Source organism: Neobacillus sp. NRS-1170 (genome assembly GCF_050468025.1).
The window spans coordinates 1-16,405 of record NZ_JBITPF010000026.1; the positions used below are offsets into that span (position 1 = coordinate 1).

Sequence of the window (16,405 nt, forward strand, 5' to 3'; positions counted from 1 at the left end):
AAAGGGGATAATATCATATTTAGGTCTTTTTCTCAAAACTATGTTAAAAACGTTTAACCACCAAGACCCTTTGTAATCAAAGTAATGACCAATGGGCCTAAAATAACGATAAAGAGTGCAGGGAAAATGAATAATACCATTGGAAAAAGCATTTTAACCGGGGCCTTCATCGCCTGCTCGCGTGCTGCCTCACGCCGCTGCTCCCGTACGCGAACAGTCAGATTGCCAAGCACCTTTGCCATCCCGATCCCAAGCTGATCGGCCTGAATCAATGAGGTAATAATGCTTTGAAATGAATCAGACGGGACACGTTTCCGGAGATCATAAAATGCTTCCCTTCTGGACTTGCCTAGCTTCATATCCTCTAATGTTTGCAGAAACTCATCTGCCAAAGGGCCTTTAATTTTTTGTGAGACCTCGGCTAAAGCCAAATCGAGCCCCATCCCTGCTTCTAGCAAAAGATTGACGGTATCGAAAAAATCAGGCATGGATCGATTAATCGTTTTAATTCTCGCAGTCTTCCTTTTACCGAGGTAAAACACAGGCAATCGGAACCCTAAAAATGCCATGGTGAGGATCATCACCCAGGTTAACATTTTGTTTTCTGAAATTGGCAAAAGAAAGAGAAAGATAGGTAAACTCATCCCTGCACTGAGGACAAATTGGAACAGCCTGAAGTCGATGGCGGACTTAAAAGGATGGCCAGCATCTCGCAGAAGAATATCTAACTTTTTTCTTTCTTCCATCGAAACCCTTTTATTTAACGCCTCTGTTCCTTTGTTCCAGTAAATTGTAATCATTATTTTAAACCTATTTTGTTTCTTTTCCTTTTTAAGGCTCTCTTTTTGTATTTTTACCGAGTCACCAAAATACGTATTTACACGTTCATGGAAGGCAATTTGCCTTTTATAAAGAGTTAACAATATTCCTGCCAGAAGCATAGTTACAAACCCGCTTAATAGAATCATCAATACAATATCCAGCATTTTCTCTACACCTCAATTCGGATGATCTTCTGGATAATCGCCCAGCCGATAAGAATGGAAACGGATGCAACCGAGAGCATCACCCAGCCCAATGGATGATGAAGCATAGGTGAAAAATATTCCTTATTCACCAAGGATAAATATAGCCCTAATGCAACAGGAAGCAAAGTAATAATCCAGGATGACATCCTCCCTTGCGCTGTTAATGTGCGCAATTCTTCCAAAATACGGACCCTTCCTCTAATCGTTTCTTCCATCGTCTCAAGCAGTTCAGCAAGATTGCCCCCGCTTTTCCGCTGTGCAAGGATGGCCCTTACTACTACTTCCAGTTCTTTATTAGGCAAACGCTCAACTAACTCTTCGAATACGTCATCTAACGGGATACCCAATCCCGCCTGTCTTACAACTCGGTCGAATTCAGGTCCAAGCGGATCTGACACTTCTTTACCGACAAGCTGCATCGCCTGCATAAAGCTGAAGCCTGCCCTCATCGAATTGGCCATCATTCCTAATACTTCAATTAGCTGATAATTTATTCGAGATAACCGTTTTTTTCTTTTACGATTTAGACTGATTTTTGGTAACACAAAACCAATAACAGCAGCCAATATCGCAAGGAACCAAGGAAGTTCAATCAATCCTGCAACGATTCCCAAACCAGCTGCAGTTAAGATTCTTAGTGCCAAAAACTCCTCCGGTTTCAGTTTACTTCCAGATTCAAGCAATACTTTTGCAGTACTCTCACTGAATCGAACATTTTTAAACATGGTAGACATGGTAAGGAAAAACTGTTTAAGTAAAGTTGTCTTTTTTACTTGATCAACAGTTGATTCCACTTGATGAGATGGTAAAAACTCTTTTATTCGGTCTTTCATTCTCCTTTTATCTGCTAACCTTTTTAAGATTAAAAACATCAATAGAGTAACGATTATAAAAATAATAAACAGTTCTATGACTATTTTCATTTCTGCCACTCTCCAACAAACCAGGAGCCAGGTATTTTAAATCCGTTCATTTCGAGCTGTTCCGTGAACCGTGGAAGAATCCCTGAACTTATGAATCTACCTTCAATTCGTCCATCCTGGGAAATACCCAATTCTCTAAAAACGAAAAGATCCTGGAGGACAATGGTTTCGCCTTCTAGGCCCAATACTTCCGTTATATGGGTTATTCTTCTCGTTCCATCCTTCAGCCTGGATTGATGAACAATGATATCGATAGCATTCGTAATTTGATCACGAATCGCCTTAACCGGCAGCTCATAACCTGCCATTAGAACCATTGTCTCCAAACGCGAAAGGATATCCCGTGGAGAGTTGGCGTGTCCTGTACTTAAGCTGCCATCGTGACCCGTATTCATCGCCTGAAGCATATCCAGCGCCTCGGCTCCGCGAACCTCACCGACAACAATTCGATCAGGACGCATCCGCAGCGAGTTTCGGACTAAATCACGAATGGTGACTTCTCCCTTTCCCTCAATATTGGGAGGTCTGGACTCGAGCGATACAATATGCTCTTGAATAAGTTTTAGCTCTGCGGCGTCTTCAATGGTGACAATTCGTTCAGTATTTGGAATAAAGGAAGATAATACATTCAAGGTCGAAGTTTTTCCCGAACCTGTCCCTCCACTAATAAAGATATTGAGTTTGGATTTTACACAGACCTCAAGAAATTCTGCCATCATTTCATTTAAGCTTCCAAAGTGGATTAAATCTTTTATTGTAAAAGGAGTATCAGAGAATTTCCGAATGGTTAAGCTCGGCCCCTTTAAAGAAAGAGGCGGGATAATCGCATTCACACGTGAACCATCGGGCAGCCTGGCATCAACCATTGGCGAGCTTTCATCTACCCTCCGGCCAATCGGTGATACGATTCGCTCAATCACCCGCATGACATGCTGGTTATCGATAAAATTGACGTTGCTCCGAAAAACCTTGCCGTTTTTCTCATAATAAACTTCATCATAGTTATTCACCATCACTTCACTTATTAAGGGGTTGTCCAGCAACGGCGAAATCGGCCCGTAAGCCAAAAGCTCATCTTTGACGTAATTTAAAATTTCCTGTTTTTCTTCAAATGTTAGTCTTCCACCCTCTACGTCGAAAAAGGCTTCCGCCAATTCCTCTATTTTCTTAATTTCTGATTCTTTGTTTTGAACTGGATACTTCTTTAACTCTTCTAATAAATAATTGTGAAGATTGCTTTCTAGATTCCAAAATTCTTTCGATCTTTTTGGGACGGAGACATCAAAAGTATCTTTAGTGGAGGCAATCGTATTAGCTCCTTCTATATACCGTTTAAATAATGACATCTACCTAACCCCCCAATTCCCAACTAAAAATCTTTTCTTACTCTTCTTAAGCTCCGTTAGTTCATTGATTTGTTGTTTATAAAGCTCTTCAGATAGATTCCAAACCGCTTTCCCAATGACGCTGCGTGAGTTTGAAAGAATAAAAGGGTGCCCAACTTTTATTGAAGCGGAAGTTATCTTAGGTTGATCTGGCAAGGTAAAATAAACCTTTATCCCTAATATTTCCTCGATCTTTTTTTGTTCCAGCCCCTGCCCTTTCAAATGGCGATTCAAAATTAGTTTAGCCTTATCTTTTAGGTTAATAGTGTCTAATGTTTCTAGATAGAGCTGGCTTAACCTTAGAACAGATATTTCATTTAGGGTGAGAAGTAAGATCTCATCGGACAAGGCCAGGCATCGCAAATGAATATCTGATAGATGTACCGGCAAATCTATCAGGACGACATCAAATGCTTCCTTTGCTGATTCGATTGCTTCCTTCATATGGTTTTCGGAAATTCCTTCAAAAAATTCAGGACGGGGTGGAGCAGCCAAAATCGAAACATCCCCATCGACAAGAGTCATATATTGGTCGATGGAATAAATGGAGCGGCCATACCCTTCCTTTACCCATTCATAAATCGTTTTCTTCGGTTTCGTATTATAGTACATGGCGACTTCGCCAAATTGGAGGTTCCCGTCAATAACAGCGACTTTCTTTCCCGTTCTTGCTAACGCAGCTGCAAGATTTACAGTAAGGACCGTCTTACCAACGCCCCCCTTTGGACTAGCGACGGCGATGACTCTGGATTTTTCTTTCTTTAAATGGTCAAAAGTATTAACCATACTTGTACGATGCTCCATGAATTTTATTGCGTGATTGATTGTTTCACTGAGTTCTTTGGACGTATTCGATGCACGTAGAGCATCCGACGCCCCCATCAGCATCGCTTTTTTTAAATTTTCCATATTATCTGGAGTGATTAAAATGATATAGACATGCGGATATCGAGCGGCGATTTCTTGGCTAAACTCATAAACGTTATACAATGTATGCGCTTTAATGAATAGGACAGTATGATTGTTTTCATTTAAGAGGGTATGCAGCTTATCCAATTCATTGGTTGCTGACAACGGAAATTGCTTTTTCTCCAAAAGTGTTTGTATTTCCCCGGGAGGAATGTTTGTATCAGAAAAATAAACCCAGTTTATCATCATTTGTTTTCCTCCTGTGAATCATCTTTGATTACTTCTCTTGTTTGCTTTAGACCTGTTTTTCCTGTTCCTGTATCCTCAGGATTTCGGAGCATTAGATAGAATCCATCCTTATCTTTAGAAGCTAAACTAAGCATGACCCCTTGTTCTGGAGTGACTTCCAAAGTAACTGTTTCATAGTTTAGTGCCTCTACTTTGCTGTCTGCCGATTTACCCGAGGATAACACTTTGATATTTTCAAGGACCAACACGGCAGATTTATATTGTTTCTTTGTTTTATCATCCTTGGTTGTTTCATAGGCCATCACATCTACCAGTGAATTTGGAGCAATATAACCAGAAACACCTTGTTCTAAATCCACTTTGATTGAAATCGCCCTTTTTCCTTTGCTTATGTCAACGAGGGGATTTTTGATGTCCCTCGCATACTTTTTCTTTTCATCAGCTTTTTTCTGTTCTTCTACTTGTTTTTCCAAATTACTGTCTGTTTTAGCTTCCTTTTTATCCTGACTAACCTCCGCTGTTGAAGTGGTTGTAGCGGCTTTTCCTTTCGAAATGATCGTCAGATAGGCAACACCTGCTACTGCGATCCCTAATATTAATGAAATGATCCAAATCTTTCTCGTATTCATAATGTCCCCCTATATCTATTCAAAAAGCTTTACACCGAATAAGTTATAATCCCCAATGGCTGTTTCGTTGCCAATCTCTCCTGGTGATACCATTTTGATAAATTGGCCGTAAAGAGTTTTATCTTGGTATTTATCAATCCAATAGGCAGCAAAGCCAACAATCGTTAAATTACTCTTTCCATTTGCATCTGCCCATGTATCAATTACCACAACGGTAATGACTCTTTTACATGAATTATCAGCCGTGGCAGCACTTTGACAATATGATTTAGACGCATCACTATCTATTAAAGATTGAATTGCATCACGCACTGGGCCCTGTTTTCCCCCCGGTTCTGTTTCTGCTATTTTAGAATCCACGTCAAATGTACTTCCATTTACGATCCCGTCCGCGAGACCGTTGGCTCCACTTCCATTTAAATCAATATAGCCGCAATTCCCATGATTTTTTCCAGGATTACTTTGTCCGCAATTTAATACAAGAGAGTTGGGTACGGAATTTTTGTCAACCGCGATAGGAGCAACACCACTGGCTTTCTTAAGAGGAGCAACGATTGCTTTTGCTGTTGCACTAACATTTGTATTTTTAAAGCCTAATACCCTAGCAAAAGTAAGCGGTACATTTATTTGTTTTGTTGCCTTAATCGAACTGCTAGTAAAAGTTAGATCCGCATCCGTTAGCGTAACTCCATTTTTTTGTGATACATCCTTTGCATTTGAAGTAGCCATCGCTTGACTTGTTTTCAATTCCTGAGCTCCAGAAAGAACCGCGGCATCTAAGGCTTTCTGCAGCCTGCTTTTTTCCGAATAGAGCCTACCTCCATCTATCGTTATAGCGGTGAATCCCAAAAGTACTACCATTGAAATAGCAACCGTTACTAGAACAGCACCGCTTTCATCCTTAAATTTTTGCAACCTTAGAAATCTCTTCATTTATTCCACCCTCATTACTGTGGTATCTGTCAAAGTTAATGGACCGATAATGTTTCCTATCATTGGAGTGAGAAATGTAACGGGATAGGTAATTTTAATTGTGACATTACTTCCAGAAGATCGAGTTCCTGTAGGTGTTACCACGATTTTATCGGCTGTTAAACCTATACTTGAGGCATTATTAACACCAGTACTTTTTATGCTGGCATCATCTTTTCCAATGCTGGCTGCACGAGCAGCTTCCCTGCCTGCATGATCCATTGTCAGATATACATGGAAAATTCGAGCAAAATCAATTATGCCTAATAACAGCAAAATCAAAATCGGTAAGATCAAAGCAAACTCTACGAGCGATTGGCCTTTTTCGGATTTCATTAAAAACCCCCCCAGATAAGTGTGCTTAATGTACCTAGGACGATAGCTACTCCATACGGGAAGGATATACTACTTTTATTGTCTTTTGGCAAAACCATGGAACCTAGATTACTTCTAAAAAAAACAACATTAAAAAATAATGATTTTATCGAGTTGGTAAAACCTCTAGTTTTAATAATGAGCAGCAACGCAATCACACCTCCAATTATGGCTGTGTAAATAAACGAATAAAAAACGAAGCTGGTTCCCATCAGGGCACCAATTGCTGCCATTAGTTTCACATCCCCTGCTCCCATCCCGCCAAGTAAATAGGGAATGATAAGTAAGCCCAAACCAGCAAGAAGGCCTTTTCCGCTAAAGAGAAATCCTGCAAACCCTGTGGTAAAAATGTTATAAACAATACCGAAAACAATCGTAGGTAGAGTCACAATATTTAAAATTTTTCTTGATTTTACATCTGTATAAAGGCAAATAAAAAGAACAATTATTAGGATGATATATTCCAAGATATCTCTCCTCCTTTCTTATAGATATGCCCTGCTTTCTTTATTAAAAAGCAGGGCTACAAATTTAAATAAAACCTTTTAAATTTTTATAAAACATCTTCCTTATTAAGGAAGCTTGGCACTAATAGCATCTGCAATATCTTCAAAGACTTTTGTTAGTTTAGGTCCAAATGCTGCAAATACTCCTACTGCAAGTGCAACAATCAATGCAAGTATCAATCCATACTCCGTTAAAGCTTGTCCTTCTTCTTGAACTACTAGATTCTTAATTTTTTTCAACATGTTTTGTTCCTCCTAAAAATGGTTTATTTTTTGAGTGGTGTTCACTTTATCGAACAACAATCTTTTTCGAGATCTGTTCTATATTCTTAACGAACATTTTGTACTTCGTTCTTTATAATGAACACCTCTTGAATAAATAATAGTATGATTGTCCCGAATTGTAAATAGAAATTATGAAAAATGTTCTAAATACTGTACGACACAATTCTACATTTTTCACTATTGAGAACAAACCGTCATTAGTATATATTCAATATATAGAACATATTTTATGATAGGGGCTATTAAATATGGACCATTCAATTAGAACTCTTCCTTATTCTATTAACCTTGCAGATTCATTTTTTAAAAGATTAAAAGGATTGATGTTTCGAAAGGATCAGCTGGTGGAGGAGGGATTATGGATTGTACCGTGCAACTCCATCCATATGTGCTTTATGAATTTCGATATTGATGCTGTGTTTCTGAATAAAGAGGGGCAAATTGTAAAAATGGTGGAGAAACTAAAGCCATGGAAGTTTGTGAAACCGGTACGAGATGCCTACTCCGTCATAGAACTTCCACCAGGTACTGTTGCAAAATTAGGTTTAAAACAAGGAGACATGCTTCAACTATAAAAAACAAACCATCTCACGAATGCGAGATGGTTTGTTTTATTGATAGGCCTTTACATTTAATAATTTGTCTAACCCGACGATTTCAAAATTTCTCTTTTGAAGTTTCTCAATGATGATTGGCAGGGCCTTTTTGGTTTCAGTTTGCTCTGGAGTGGTATGCATTAAAATAATTTCGCCGTTTCTGACATTATCCATAACATTTTTTACAATATTACCTGCTTCCTTTTGCGACCAATCAAGCGTGTCAATCGACCAAATCACAATCGAAAAGCCTTCTTTTTGGGCAATGTTAACCACCTGTTCATTCGTTTCTCCATATGGCGGACGGAGGATAGCAGGGCGATTTCCAATAATCGCGGCGATTGCATCATCTGTTTTTTCAAGTTGCGATTGTATTTCTTGATTATTTAATTTGGTTAAATCGACGTGATTATAGCTGTGATTCAGAATTATGTTGCCTCTGTCATACGCTTTCTTTACAACCTCAGGATATTTCTCTACATTGCTTCCAACGAAAAAGAAATTTCCTGTAACCTTATATTTATCTAATATATCAATGATATCAGAAGTAATCGCGGCATCTGGACCATCATCAAAAGTAAGGGCAACCCTTTTTACATTAGGACCATTAATGTAGACATTTTCCTGTCCCTTTGAAAAATTGACGATTTGTTTCCGCCATTGCAGCATTTTATCCCACGCAGTTGCAGATAGTTGATTCGAGTTCCCTTTAATTTCAAGTAGATATCGTTCCGACCTTTGTTGATTTAAAACGGAGATATGGTCTACCACCTTGGTCTTCTCTGGAATGATGAACTTTAGTTGGATTGCTGCATTGATATTGTAAGTGTAAATTTTATCATTATTGAATTCTGTTACTTGTGCTGGGCTTCCAAAATAGGCTTTAATGTCATCGAAGGTAATTTCCTGTATATCTTTAGAATAGGATCGGACATCGAATATTTTTCCTTCAACATTAAAGCCAAAAGCAATTCCCTTTTTTTCAAATGTCGCATAATAGCCTGAGCCGGCACTGTCAATTCGTTCTGGCTCTCCCCATTTTTTCTTCACTTGATCGATGGTGCTATCGAGAGCACTAAATTCGCAATCATTGACCAATCCTCTTTTTGCATTATTTTTAATTTCATCTAATTGGATTGAAATAGGATTTTCTTCTTTCGGCTTGAGTTCCGTTTGCTTTGGCGGCAAATCTTCAACCGTTTTTTTATCTCGGTTTTGAGTAGTACATCCTGCTAAAAAAGATAGAGCTATTACGATGAAGAGAAATCTCCATTTAACCACGATTAACACATCCCCTCAAATTGCCCTTCAGTTATAATAGACGTTTTATCTGATGTAGTATTTCATAAAATTGTCAAAATTAAGTTGTCGAAATCTTATTGACAATGATTCTCATTATCTTTAAAATGACGGTATAGATAACAGAGATATTTTTTTACGGAGGGAGATTATCAACATGTTTAACATGCTATATGGGTTGAAGGATATTCATACGGTTATTTCTAATCATCGTAAAATCGGCGGTGCCGCTGAAGCGGATTCGATTCGCTTATCATCCGGTGAAACCTATCAAAACCCGGTGTTTACCAATGTTGATATCTCTAAAGGACAATATGTATCCGTCGGCTTTATCGATGAAAATGGCACAAATATGATTATCCATGTCGATCAAATTGCAGTCATTAAAGGACTGCAGCACAAATTAATCTGTCAGTTGAATAATTCTTTTATTAAACAATTATTGCTTCGCGATACGTTGCAATACTTACAAAAACTTTGTGATGTAAACCAAGGCTTCGTCACAAGCTCCTTTAAAAAAGAAGCACTAAAACTTGTTCGCGATATCAGTGTGAAGGAATTGAAAAACCATAACATTTCACTTCCATTCCCAGTTGAAGAAAAATTAGTACAGTTATTTGCATAGCAAAACGAGGTCCCTTTCATGGAGGACCTCGTTTTTTATTGAAGAATTTCTGCTTGGCAGGCCAGGCGATACCCATTGTTTAATGCATTAGCCAGCTTTTTATGCTCCTGCTCATTAGGCGGAGATAGTGTTGGACCTTGTAAAACCTTCACGGTACATTGACCGCATGTTCCTTTTCGGCATTTGTACTGGATTGGTTTCCTTTGGTTAAGCGCCGCGTCTAACAGTTTCCCTTTAGCAGTGGAAATCTCAAATTTTTGGCTGCCTTGTTGAATGATAATTTTTTCAGGAATTGACCTGACAACTGGTTGTGGCTGCTGCTGAATAATTGGCACTGAAATGCTGCCTGGTATTAGGGAGCCAACAGTAAATGCTCGCTGCCTCACCAGTTAATCCCCTATCGATTCCAGCGTACAGATGGCGGACGGCCGTTTGATTCTTAAAACAACGGTTTCATATACACGGAACGGATGGTTCATCCCTTCCTGCCCCATATAGGCTGTATCAAAATCCTCTGATACGGCAAGATCGAGATTGTTTCGTCCAGTATTGAGGATGACTCCGGCCCTGCCCTTTAACATTGGTGATTGGAACACCCCGTCTGTCACCAATTCACGAATATGTTCAATTTCTAAAACATTGGTATCCTTATGTACACGATGGATAAGGGAATAAAGTTCCGGCGATAGAACAAGCGCAAATGGTCCATGGTGATTCATCTCGAGCAGCTTGCTCCTGGCTTCGACAATATCCTGAAAGGCACTGCCTGATTCATACCATTCACCAATTAAATGGGTTAAACGGCCTGAAACATTCATTAATCCTGGGATGTCAAATTCCTTTGCCCCGTGAAAAATCATTTGGTCCTCTAAATTGGCGACGTCTCTGGCTGCATTGGCAGCAGGTGAGAAATCAATCGGAATGTCTAATACCTTTGCTTGTTCAAGGTCGCGCCAAAATAAAACAAAGTCCTTATATAGGAAGGGAATCGTATGGTTGACGCGTTTGCTGGATTCAAAGGTGGTGTCAAAAGAGCCTTGGATATCCATTTTTGCTTCGTTGTTTTCTGTAAAAATGTCGTTGGCTATTGCTTGGACTCCACGTCCGAGCGGACCGTATAATTCGATAAACCGGCGGCCGACGAGCTGCCTACGGGCTGTATCAATAACGGTTTTATCTAATTGGGAAAATTCTGAATCCGTTAGGGGTGAATCAGGGAATAATTGTGATTTGTTCATTCGTTTTTCCTCTCCTTTTATAATAGTTGTTTCAGGATTTCACGCGTTTTTGAGTGATTCCCGCGAATTCAAGCCTTTATTCCGCGAAGTATGATGATAATTCCGCGGAATCTAAGATTAATTCCGCCAACTTTGCGATTTATTCCGCGAAAACCCGTTTTTTATCTCAAACTTCCGACCGTAAATCCCTTTTTCATTTTGGCTGGAACGATTACTGGAGTTGCTGCAACTGGTTCAGTACCCGAACGGTCTAAATGATCATGATGCTCATCATGATGGGCATGCGGGTCAACATAGTTAGTATCAAAACGGCTGTTGATCTCATTTAACATCCCTTTTACCTGCTGATAGTCCTGGTAGGATACTTCCCGCAATTGATTTAGCATCGTGCTCCGCTCTTCATCTGTAAAGCGAAATAAGGCTAAATCGAGGTGTTCCACAAAGTTATGTAAGCCGAATTTTTCAAGATTGAGCTCTTGCAAAAGTCGATTAAACTCATTATTAGTCGGAGCGAAATCCTTCTCGCTTTTTTCCTTTTCAAATTTGCTGATGAGTGGAATTAGTTCCACCAAGCGCGACAGCCGCTGCTCCTCCTCTTCAAAAATATGGTGGTAATACAATCGCTCATGATCGTCAGTTGCATTTTGAATAACCGGATCGAGCATGCTCATAAATTTTTCAATCGCATCCTTTGTGGTGGTAAAAATCCGATAAAATACCTTCAATTCTTCTTTCATTCTGCACACCCCTGAATAATCAACTAGGATTCATTATTGACGTTTAAGAGTATCTTTAAAACTGTCTTTCCATTATTTTTGAATAACTCTCGCTTCCCGAAACATACTAACTATGGTTATGTTCAATATCAGTAGGAGGAGATTAATATGATGCAAAACCAACAACAAGGACAAATGCACCAAAATATGCATACAGGAGCAGTACCGCCGCAAATGAATCACGGGGGACATGAACTTTTCGATGTACATGAAGTTTTATCAAGCGCTATTGGGACATTAAATTCGTATTTAATGCTGCGTCAACACGTAAAAGATCCAGAATTAATGGATATTCTCGATAGGCAGTATCAATTTATACAGGATGAATACAATATCACCTTGGAGTGTTTCAAAACAGGACAAGATCCATCGAAACCAACAGGCAAATATATGATGAAGCAAGGCAACGACTGGGTCTACGGCATGAAACCATCTCAGCCCAAAAAACCTTGGCAATCCGCATCTGAGATTAATGATGAATACATTTCAAGCTGCATGCTAGCCTCATGTAAAACAGGCGCTTCGATGAAGGCTGTGGCTGCTTGTGAGGTAACCAATCCGGTTGTGCGCCGTGTACTCGCTGACTCTATTCCGAATTGTATTGAAATGGCTTATGAACTTTCTATTTATCAAAATAAAAACCATTACTACCAAGTGCCGCAGCTTGCCCAGCAGGATATGCAACAAATCTTGAACGCATTTGGGCCTGCTCAAGGCATGCCACAGATGCAAAACAATATGAACAACATGAATATGAATAATATGAACATGAATAATATGAATCATTAAAAAAAGCTATCCTTTCCGATGTGGAGAGGATAGCTTCTTTCTTATGTTTGTTTTTCTTAAATCGGCTTAAAAAATTAATGCTCCAATGACAAGAAATATCCGTTATCATCAAACTTCATTTCATGGAGATCTTCTAATACTTCGATATTTTCTTGATCCTTCAACTCATTAAAAATAACTTCAGATACATATAACTCACCAATGTGAAGCGTATTTGGAATCCTTACGATTCTTGCCTCTTCGGAAGCAACTCCCCATGTAGCGCGTAAAGCCGCTTTTAGTGCTTCTTGGTCATTATCAAGAACAATTGGAATACTAGCCCGAGCTAAAAATGTACTTGTGACTACATTCTCATTCATCGTTTTCAAATCGATCTTTTCGAATAAACGCTTGGTTGTCAGGTCCGCCAAGCCAATCCCTAATGCATTACCATGGCTTACTTCACTTAAATTGGAAGCAATTACATATTTGATACTAGGCTTTTTCGGTTCTTCTACTCCTAAAACACGGATTCGGCCGATAATATTCGTATCCATACCCGTGCCGCTGTAGTTTTTGCCAATCTCATCAACGACCAATATATCGATTTCATCGACTGGTAGACTTGGCATCAAGTTAAAGGCTTTTTTCAATAATTCTCTTTCACGTTCTTCAATTTGCTCTGCTTCAATCGCTTCAATAATCGCCGTTTCTTCATGAGCATTTTCCACAATTGCTACACCAAAAAGGGTATTGGAATTGGCAATCGCCACTTTTCCTACTTCAGGCATCATCTCACTAATTCCATAAATGCCATAAGTATGTAAAGCCAATGCCTGCTTATGTTTGCCCATACCAATAGAAGCCATTTTTAAGACGCCGCTTTCAATTTTATTTTTAAAATCGGTATGCGGCTTCACACGGCCCATTACGATAATTCCATCAGCATTGTAAGCAATCTTATCCACATAAACAGGAATACCTGCTGACGTGACTCCGACTTCCACCACATCCATGGATGAACGAATTTCACAACCAGTGAATTCTTCCGTACAACCTAAACTTTCCACCATCTCTTTCTGCCCTTCAGCTGTTGCGCCGCCGTGGCTTCCCATGGCAGGAATGATAAATGGAGTTGCCCCTCTTTTCTTAATTTCATCAGCTACACTTTTCACAATTAAAGGAATGTTGTTAATCCCCCTGCTTCCTACGGTAATGGCAATCTCCATGCCAGGCTTTATTTTTTCGTCTGCATTCACATGATTAAATTGCTCGGAAATCGTTCCTGGAATATCCTTTAGACTTTCCACCACAAAATTTTGTCTGATTTTAGCCATTTTAGGAAAAGACATCATACAAGTCCCCTTTCTTTATTGACAATACGTGAATAGCAAGAGATCATCGATGACCTCTTGCTTGAATATCTTTATTATAATTTCTCAGGAGCCAATTCAATCGCCATCCGAATTGCTTCTTTTAACGAAAGCTCATCCGCGATATTTTTTCCGGCAATATCAAAAGCGGTTCCATGGTCAACGCTTGTACGAATAATTGGAAGACCAACCGTAATATTGACGCCAGCTTCCAGACCCAATACTTTAATTGGCCCATGCCCCTGGTCATGATATTGTGCCACAACAATATCAAAATCGCCGCGTCTTGCTCTAAAGAATAAGGTATCGGCTGGAAGAGGCCCTTGTACATTAATTCCTTCTGCCTGAGCTTTTTCTACTGCAGGAATGATTTTTTCTTCTTCTTCTCCATTTCCGAAAAGGCCATTTTCGCCGGCATGAGGGTTAATTCCGCAAACGGCGATGCGTGGAGATTTAATCCCTGCTTTTTGTAAAGTATCATGTGCAAGTTTGATAACTGTGTATTGACGGTCAACATTAATTTTTTTAACCGCATCGATAAGTCCGATATGGGTAGTTACATGAATAACACGTAATCCAGGAGCGGAAAGCATCATCGCGAAGTCTTTTGTGTTGGTTAATTCCGCTAATATTTCAGTATGTCCTGGATAAATATGGCCAGCTTTATGAAGCGCCTCTTTGTTTAAAGGTGCGGTACAAATTCCATGAATTTGTTTTTCATTTGCAAGAGCAATCGCCTTTTCTAAATAGCGGAATGCCGCATTTCCTGCCTCAGCAGAAACTTGTCCCCACGGTAAATCTTCAGAAACTAAATCCAAATCAATAATATCGATGGTTCCGTATTGGAACTTTGCTTCTTCCGGATTTGAAATGCTATTCAATTGAAAATCGCTATTGGTTACATCTAAAGCTCTTTTTAAAATTTTAAGATCGCCAATTACAAATGGTCGGCAATTTTCATAGATGTTATGATCGTTTAACGATTTAACGATAATTTCCGGTCCTACTCCTGATGGATCCCCCATTGTAATCGCGATACTTGGTTTGTTGGCTGCCATTTTTGTTTCCTCCCATTATAAAATTTCCAATTGTCATTTATGAAATATTTATATATCTTCTATCGCAGTTTTCAATATGCGCATTAACTTCAGTAATCGTTTGAAGAGCTTTTGAAAGGGCTTGTTCAGTTCCAAATGCGCCCGCCTTTGTCACAAGAGGCATCCCGTCGAAGAAGCCGCCGAACAATTTCCCGTAAGGAATACCGGCTTCTACTTCACCAATGACCCGAATTCCTTCGCCATTCAATACCTTACATGTGGCGCCTGCAATTTCACCGCCTGTTAAAACGGCCCCGCAAATCTTCCTGCTTTCTATTAATCGGCCTGCAATGATCCCCATCGATTGGGCGATGGTATTCCCTACATCAAAGTTCGATAAACCAAGCTGGCGTTGAAGCTCCTTCACCCTGTTGATGGTTTCGCGCTCCCGGTTGGTAGTGATCACTAAATCGCCTTTTTCTAATAAAGCTTGACCGGTTTTCACAATCCGATTAATTTCACGTTTTCTTCTATCTTCGTAAAAGAATTCTTCAGGAGAAATCACAATTTCTTCAACATGATTTTTCTCTTTAAGCACGTCTATTTGCCGATCAATGATCGGATTCACACTGCCTGCTACCACTAGTACCGGATGTCTTTCCCCAGTTTGTTTGCTGCATAGTTGCTCCTCAGGCTGGCCTGTGTTGAAAAGATGATAAGCAATCCCAGCTGAACCAACCCAAAGAAAATTCTCCTGTAAAATTTCTGCAGCTTCCACAATCGTCTCTAGTTCTTCATCCGTAGTGGCATCAATGATAATGATTTTCGACATTTCACCTGAGGACAGGTCATGCATTTTCTCAGATAAATGGCTTTTTCCTTTCCTTACATCAGAGATGGAAATGATTTCGATCTCCCGCTTACTTTGCTCCTGCAGCAATTTAGGCAGGTAACTTTCTTTTACGGGGGTGACCGGATCTTGAGCGATTTCCGTTTCCCCTAAAAGAACACCATTAACAAAATGATTACCATTCATTGTAATCCTGTTGCTCTTTGGGAAAGCCGGGACAACGAACGAAATCTTATAGTTAAATACATCCATAACGGCATCAATTTCCGGACCAATATTTCCTCTCATGGTGGAGTCTATTTTCTTAAATATCTTTGGAACATTTAGGTTTTTCAATTGTTCTGCCAGATGAAAAACGACACTGTAAGCCTTTCTCGAATCTACCGCTCGGCTATCTGAATTTAAAACTATGACATCTTCATTTAAATGTGATGGTTGTAATGTTGTATCTGAAAATAGCACAGTGGTGTGTAGGCCCTGTTTGGCAAATTGGACACCCGTGTCATTTGCACCTGTTAAATCATCTGCTATCACCGCTAGTTTCACCTACATCCCTACCCCCTTTACGCGCAATTTCAATAT

19 protein-coding genes are annotated in these 16,405 nt (G+C 39.5%); 3 read left to right on the forward strand and 16 right to left on the reverse strand.

The annotated features are described in order from the left end of the window. Nucleotides 1-53: 53 nt before the first annotated feature. The 9 genes from ACIFOT_RS11590 to ACIFOT_RS11630 all read right to left on the reverse strand — a co-directional run bounded on the left by ACIFOT_RS11590 (nt 54) and on the right by ACIFOT_RS11630 (nt 7,219). Complete coding sequence (locus ACIFOT_RS11590; RefSeq protein WP_430064644.1) at nt 54-986, reverse strand: type II secretion system F family protein; 933 nt, start codon at nt 984-986, stop codon at nt 54-56. A 5-nt stretch (nt 987-991) separates the two neighbouring features. Beyond that, nucleotides 992-1,951, reverse strand: a complete 960-nt coding sequence (locus ACIFOT_RS11595; protein WP_430064645.1) for a type II secretion system F family protein — start codon at nt 1,949-1,951, stop codon at nt 992-994. Beyond that, nucleotides 1,948-3,297, reverse strand: coding sequence for a CpaF family protein (locus tag ACIFOT_RS11600; RefSeq protein WP_430064646.1), 1,350 nt, complete (start codon nt 3,295-3,297; stop codon nt 1,948-1,950). Before ACIFOT_RS11600 ends, ACIFOT_RS11595 begins: the two co-directional genes overlap by 4 nt. Beyond that, nucleotides 3,298-4,494 (reverse strand): AAA family ATPase, encoded by a 1,197-nt coding sequence (locus ACIFOT_RS11605; RefSeq protein ID WP_430064647.1) that lies wholly within the window; start codon nt 4,492-4,494, stop codon nt 3,298-3,300. Next, nucleotides 4,491-5,123, reverse strand: coding sequence for a Flp pilus assembly protein CpaB (cpaB, locus tag ACIFOT_RS11610; RefSeq protein ID WP_430064648.1), 633 nt, complete (start codon nt 5,121-5,123; stop codon nt 4,491-4,493). The genes ACIFOT_RS11605 and cpaB overlap by 4 nt, the downstream gene beginning before the upstream one ends. A 15-nt stretch (nt 5,124-5,138) precedes the next feature. Beyond that, nucleotides 5,139-6,056 (reverse strand): TadE/TadG family type IV pilus assembly protein, encoded by a 918-nt coding sequence (locus ACIFOT_RS11615; RefSeq protein WP_430064649.1) that lies wholly within the window; start codon nt 6,054-6,056, stop codon nt 5,139-5,141. Continuing rightward, the gene (locus tag ACIFOT_RS11620) at nt 6,057-6,431 is read right to left on the reverse strand and encodes a TadE/TadG family type IV pilus assembly protein (RefSeq protein WP_430064650.1); all 375 of its coding nucleotides are present in this window, start codon (nt 6,429-6,431) and stop codon (nt 6,057-6,059) included. It lies immediately after the preceding gene. Next, nucleotides 6,431-6,937, reverse strand: coding sequence for an A24 family peptidase (locus ACIFOT_RS11625; RefSeq protein ID WP_430064651.1), 507 nt, complete (start codon nt 6,935-6,937; stop codon nt 6,431-6,433). Before ACIFOT_RS11625 ends, ACIFOT_RS11620 begins: the two co-directional genes overlap by 1 nt. Nucleotides 6,938-7,042: 105 nt before the next feature. Further along, on the reverse strand, nt 7,043-7,219 hold the full coding sequence (locus ACIFOT_RS11630; RefSeq protein ID WP_430064652.1) for a Flp family type IVb pilin: 177 nt from the start codon (nt 7,217-7,219) through the stop codon (nt 7,043-7,045). 290 nt (nt 7,220-7,509) lie between these two features. Here ACIFOT_RS11630 and ACIFOT_RS11635 point away from each other — a divergent pair, with 290 nt between their 5' ends. Then, a complete protein-coding gene (locus ACIFOT_RS11635) occupies nt 7,510-7,836 on the forward strand; it encodes a DUF192 domain-containing protein (protein ID WP_430064653.1) in 327 nt (108 codons plus the stop codon). A gap of 36 nt (nt 7,837-7,872) precedes the next feature. On the opposite strand, the gene ACIFOT_RS11640 is transcribed toward ACIFOT_RS11635, so the two are convergent. Next, nucleotides 7,873-9,138 carry a polysaccharide deacetylase family protein gene (locus ACIFOT_RS11640; RefSeq protein ID WP_430064654.1) on the reverse strand — a complete coding sequence of 422 codons (1,266 nt, stop codon included), beginning with the start codon at nt 9,136-9,138 and terminating at the stop codon, nt 7,873-7,875. 175 nt (nt 9,139-9,313) lie between these two features. On the opposite strand from ACIFOT_RS11640, the gene ACIFOT_RS11645 reads away from it, so the two are divergent. After that, a complete protein-coding gene (locus ACIFOT_RS11645; protein ID WP_430064655.1) occupies nt 9,314-9,781 on the forward strand; it encodes a hypothetical protein in 468 nt (155 codons plus the stop codon). Between the two features lie 35 nt (nt 9,782-9,816). Here ACIFOT_RS11645 and ACIFOT_RS11650 read toward each other — a convergent pair whose 3' ends face one another. The 3 genes from ACIFOT_RS11650 to ACIFOT_RS11660 all read right to left on the reverse strand — a co-directional run bounded on the left by ACIFOT_RS11650 (nt 9,817) and on the right by ACIFOT_RS11660 (nt 11,756). After that, entirely contained in the window at nt 9,817-10,167 is a 351-nt protein-coding gene (locus tag ACIFOT_RS11650; RefSeq protein WP_430064656.1) for a 2Fe-2S iron-sulfur cluster-binding protein, read from the reverse strand. A 3-nt stretch (nt 10,168-10,170) separates the two neighbouring features. Further along, nucleotides 10,171-11,019 carry a family 1 encapsulin nanocompartment shell protein gene (locus tag ACIFOT_RS11655; RefSeq protein WP_430064657.1) on the reverse strand — a complete coding sequence of 283 codons (849 nt, stop codon included), beginning with the start codon at nt 11,017-11,019 and terminating at the stop codon, nt 10,171-10,173. A gap of 161 nt (nt 11,020-11,180) precedes the next feature. Further along, on the reverse strand, nt 11,181-11,756 hold the full coding sequence (locus tag ACIFOT_RS11660; protein ID WP_430064658.1) for an IMEF encapsulin system ferritin-like cargo protein: 576 nt from the start codon (nt 11,754-11,756) through the stop codon (nt 11,181-11,183). A 150-nt stretch (nt 11,757-11,906) separates the two neighbouring features. On the opposite strand from ACIFOT_RS11660, the gene ACIFOT_RS11665 reads away from it, so the two are divergent. Then, nucleotides 11,907-12,584 carry a spore coat protein gene (locus ACIFOT_RS11665; RefSeq protein ID WP_430064874.1) on the forward strand — a complete coding sequence of 226 codons (678 nt, stop codon included), beginning with the start codon at nt 11,907-11,909 and terminating at the stop codon, nt 12,582-12,584. Between the two features lie 74 nt (nt 12,585-12,658). Here the strand turns inward: ACIFOT_RS11665 and ACIFOT_RS11670 are convergent, their stop codons facing one another. The 3 genes from ACIFOT_RS11670 to ACIFOT_RS11680 form a co-directional block, all read right to left on the reverse strand. Further along, entirely contained in the window at nt 12,659-13,918 is a 1,260-nt protein-coding gene (locus ACIFOT_RS11670) for a lactate racemase domain-containing protein (protein WP_430064659.1), read from the reverse strand. A 74-nt stretch (nt 13,919-13,992) separates the two neighbouring features. Continuing rightward, nucleotides 13,993-14,994: a 4-hydroxythreonine-4-phosphate dehydrogenase PdxA gene (gene pdxA, locus ACIFOT_RS11675; RefSeq protein ID WP_430064660.1), complete on the reverse strand. Its 1,002-nt coding sequence runs from the start codon at nt 14,992-14,994 to the stop codon at nt 13,993-13,995. A gap of 37 nt (nt 14,995-15,031) precedes the next feature. Beyond that, nucleotides 15,032-16,369, reverse strand: coding sequence for a four-carbon acid sugar kinase family protein (locus ACIFOT_RS11680; protein WP_430064661.1), 1,338 nt, complete (start codon nt 16,367-16,369; stop codon nt 15,032-15,034). Nucleotides 16,370-16,405 lie beyond the last annotated feature (36 nt).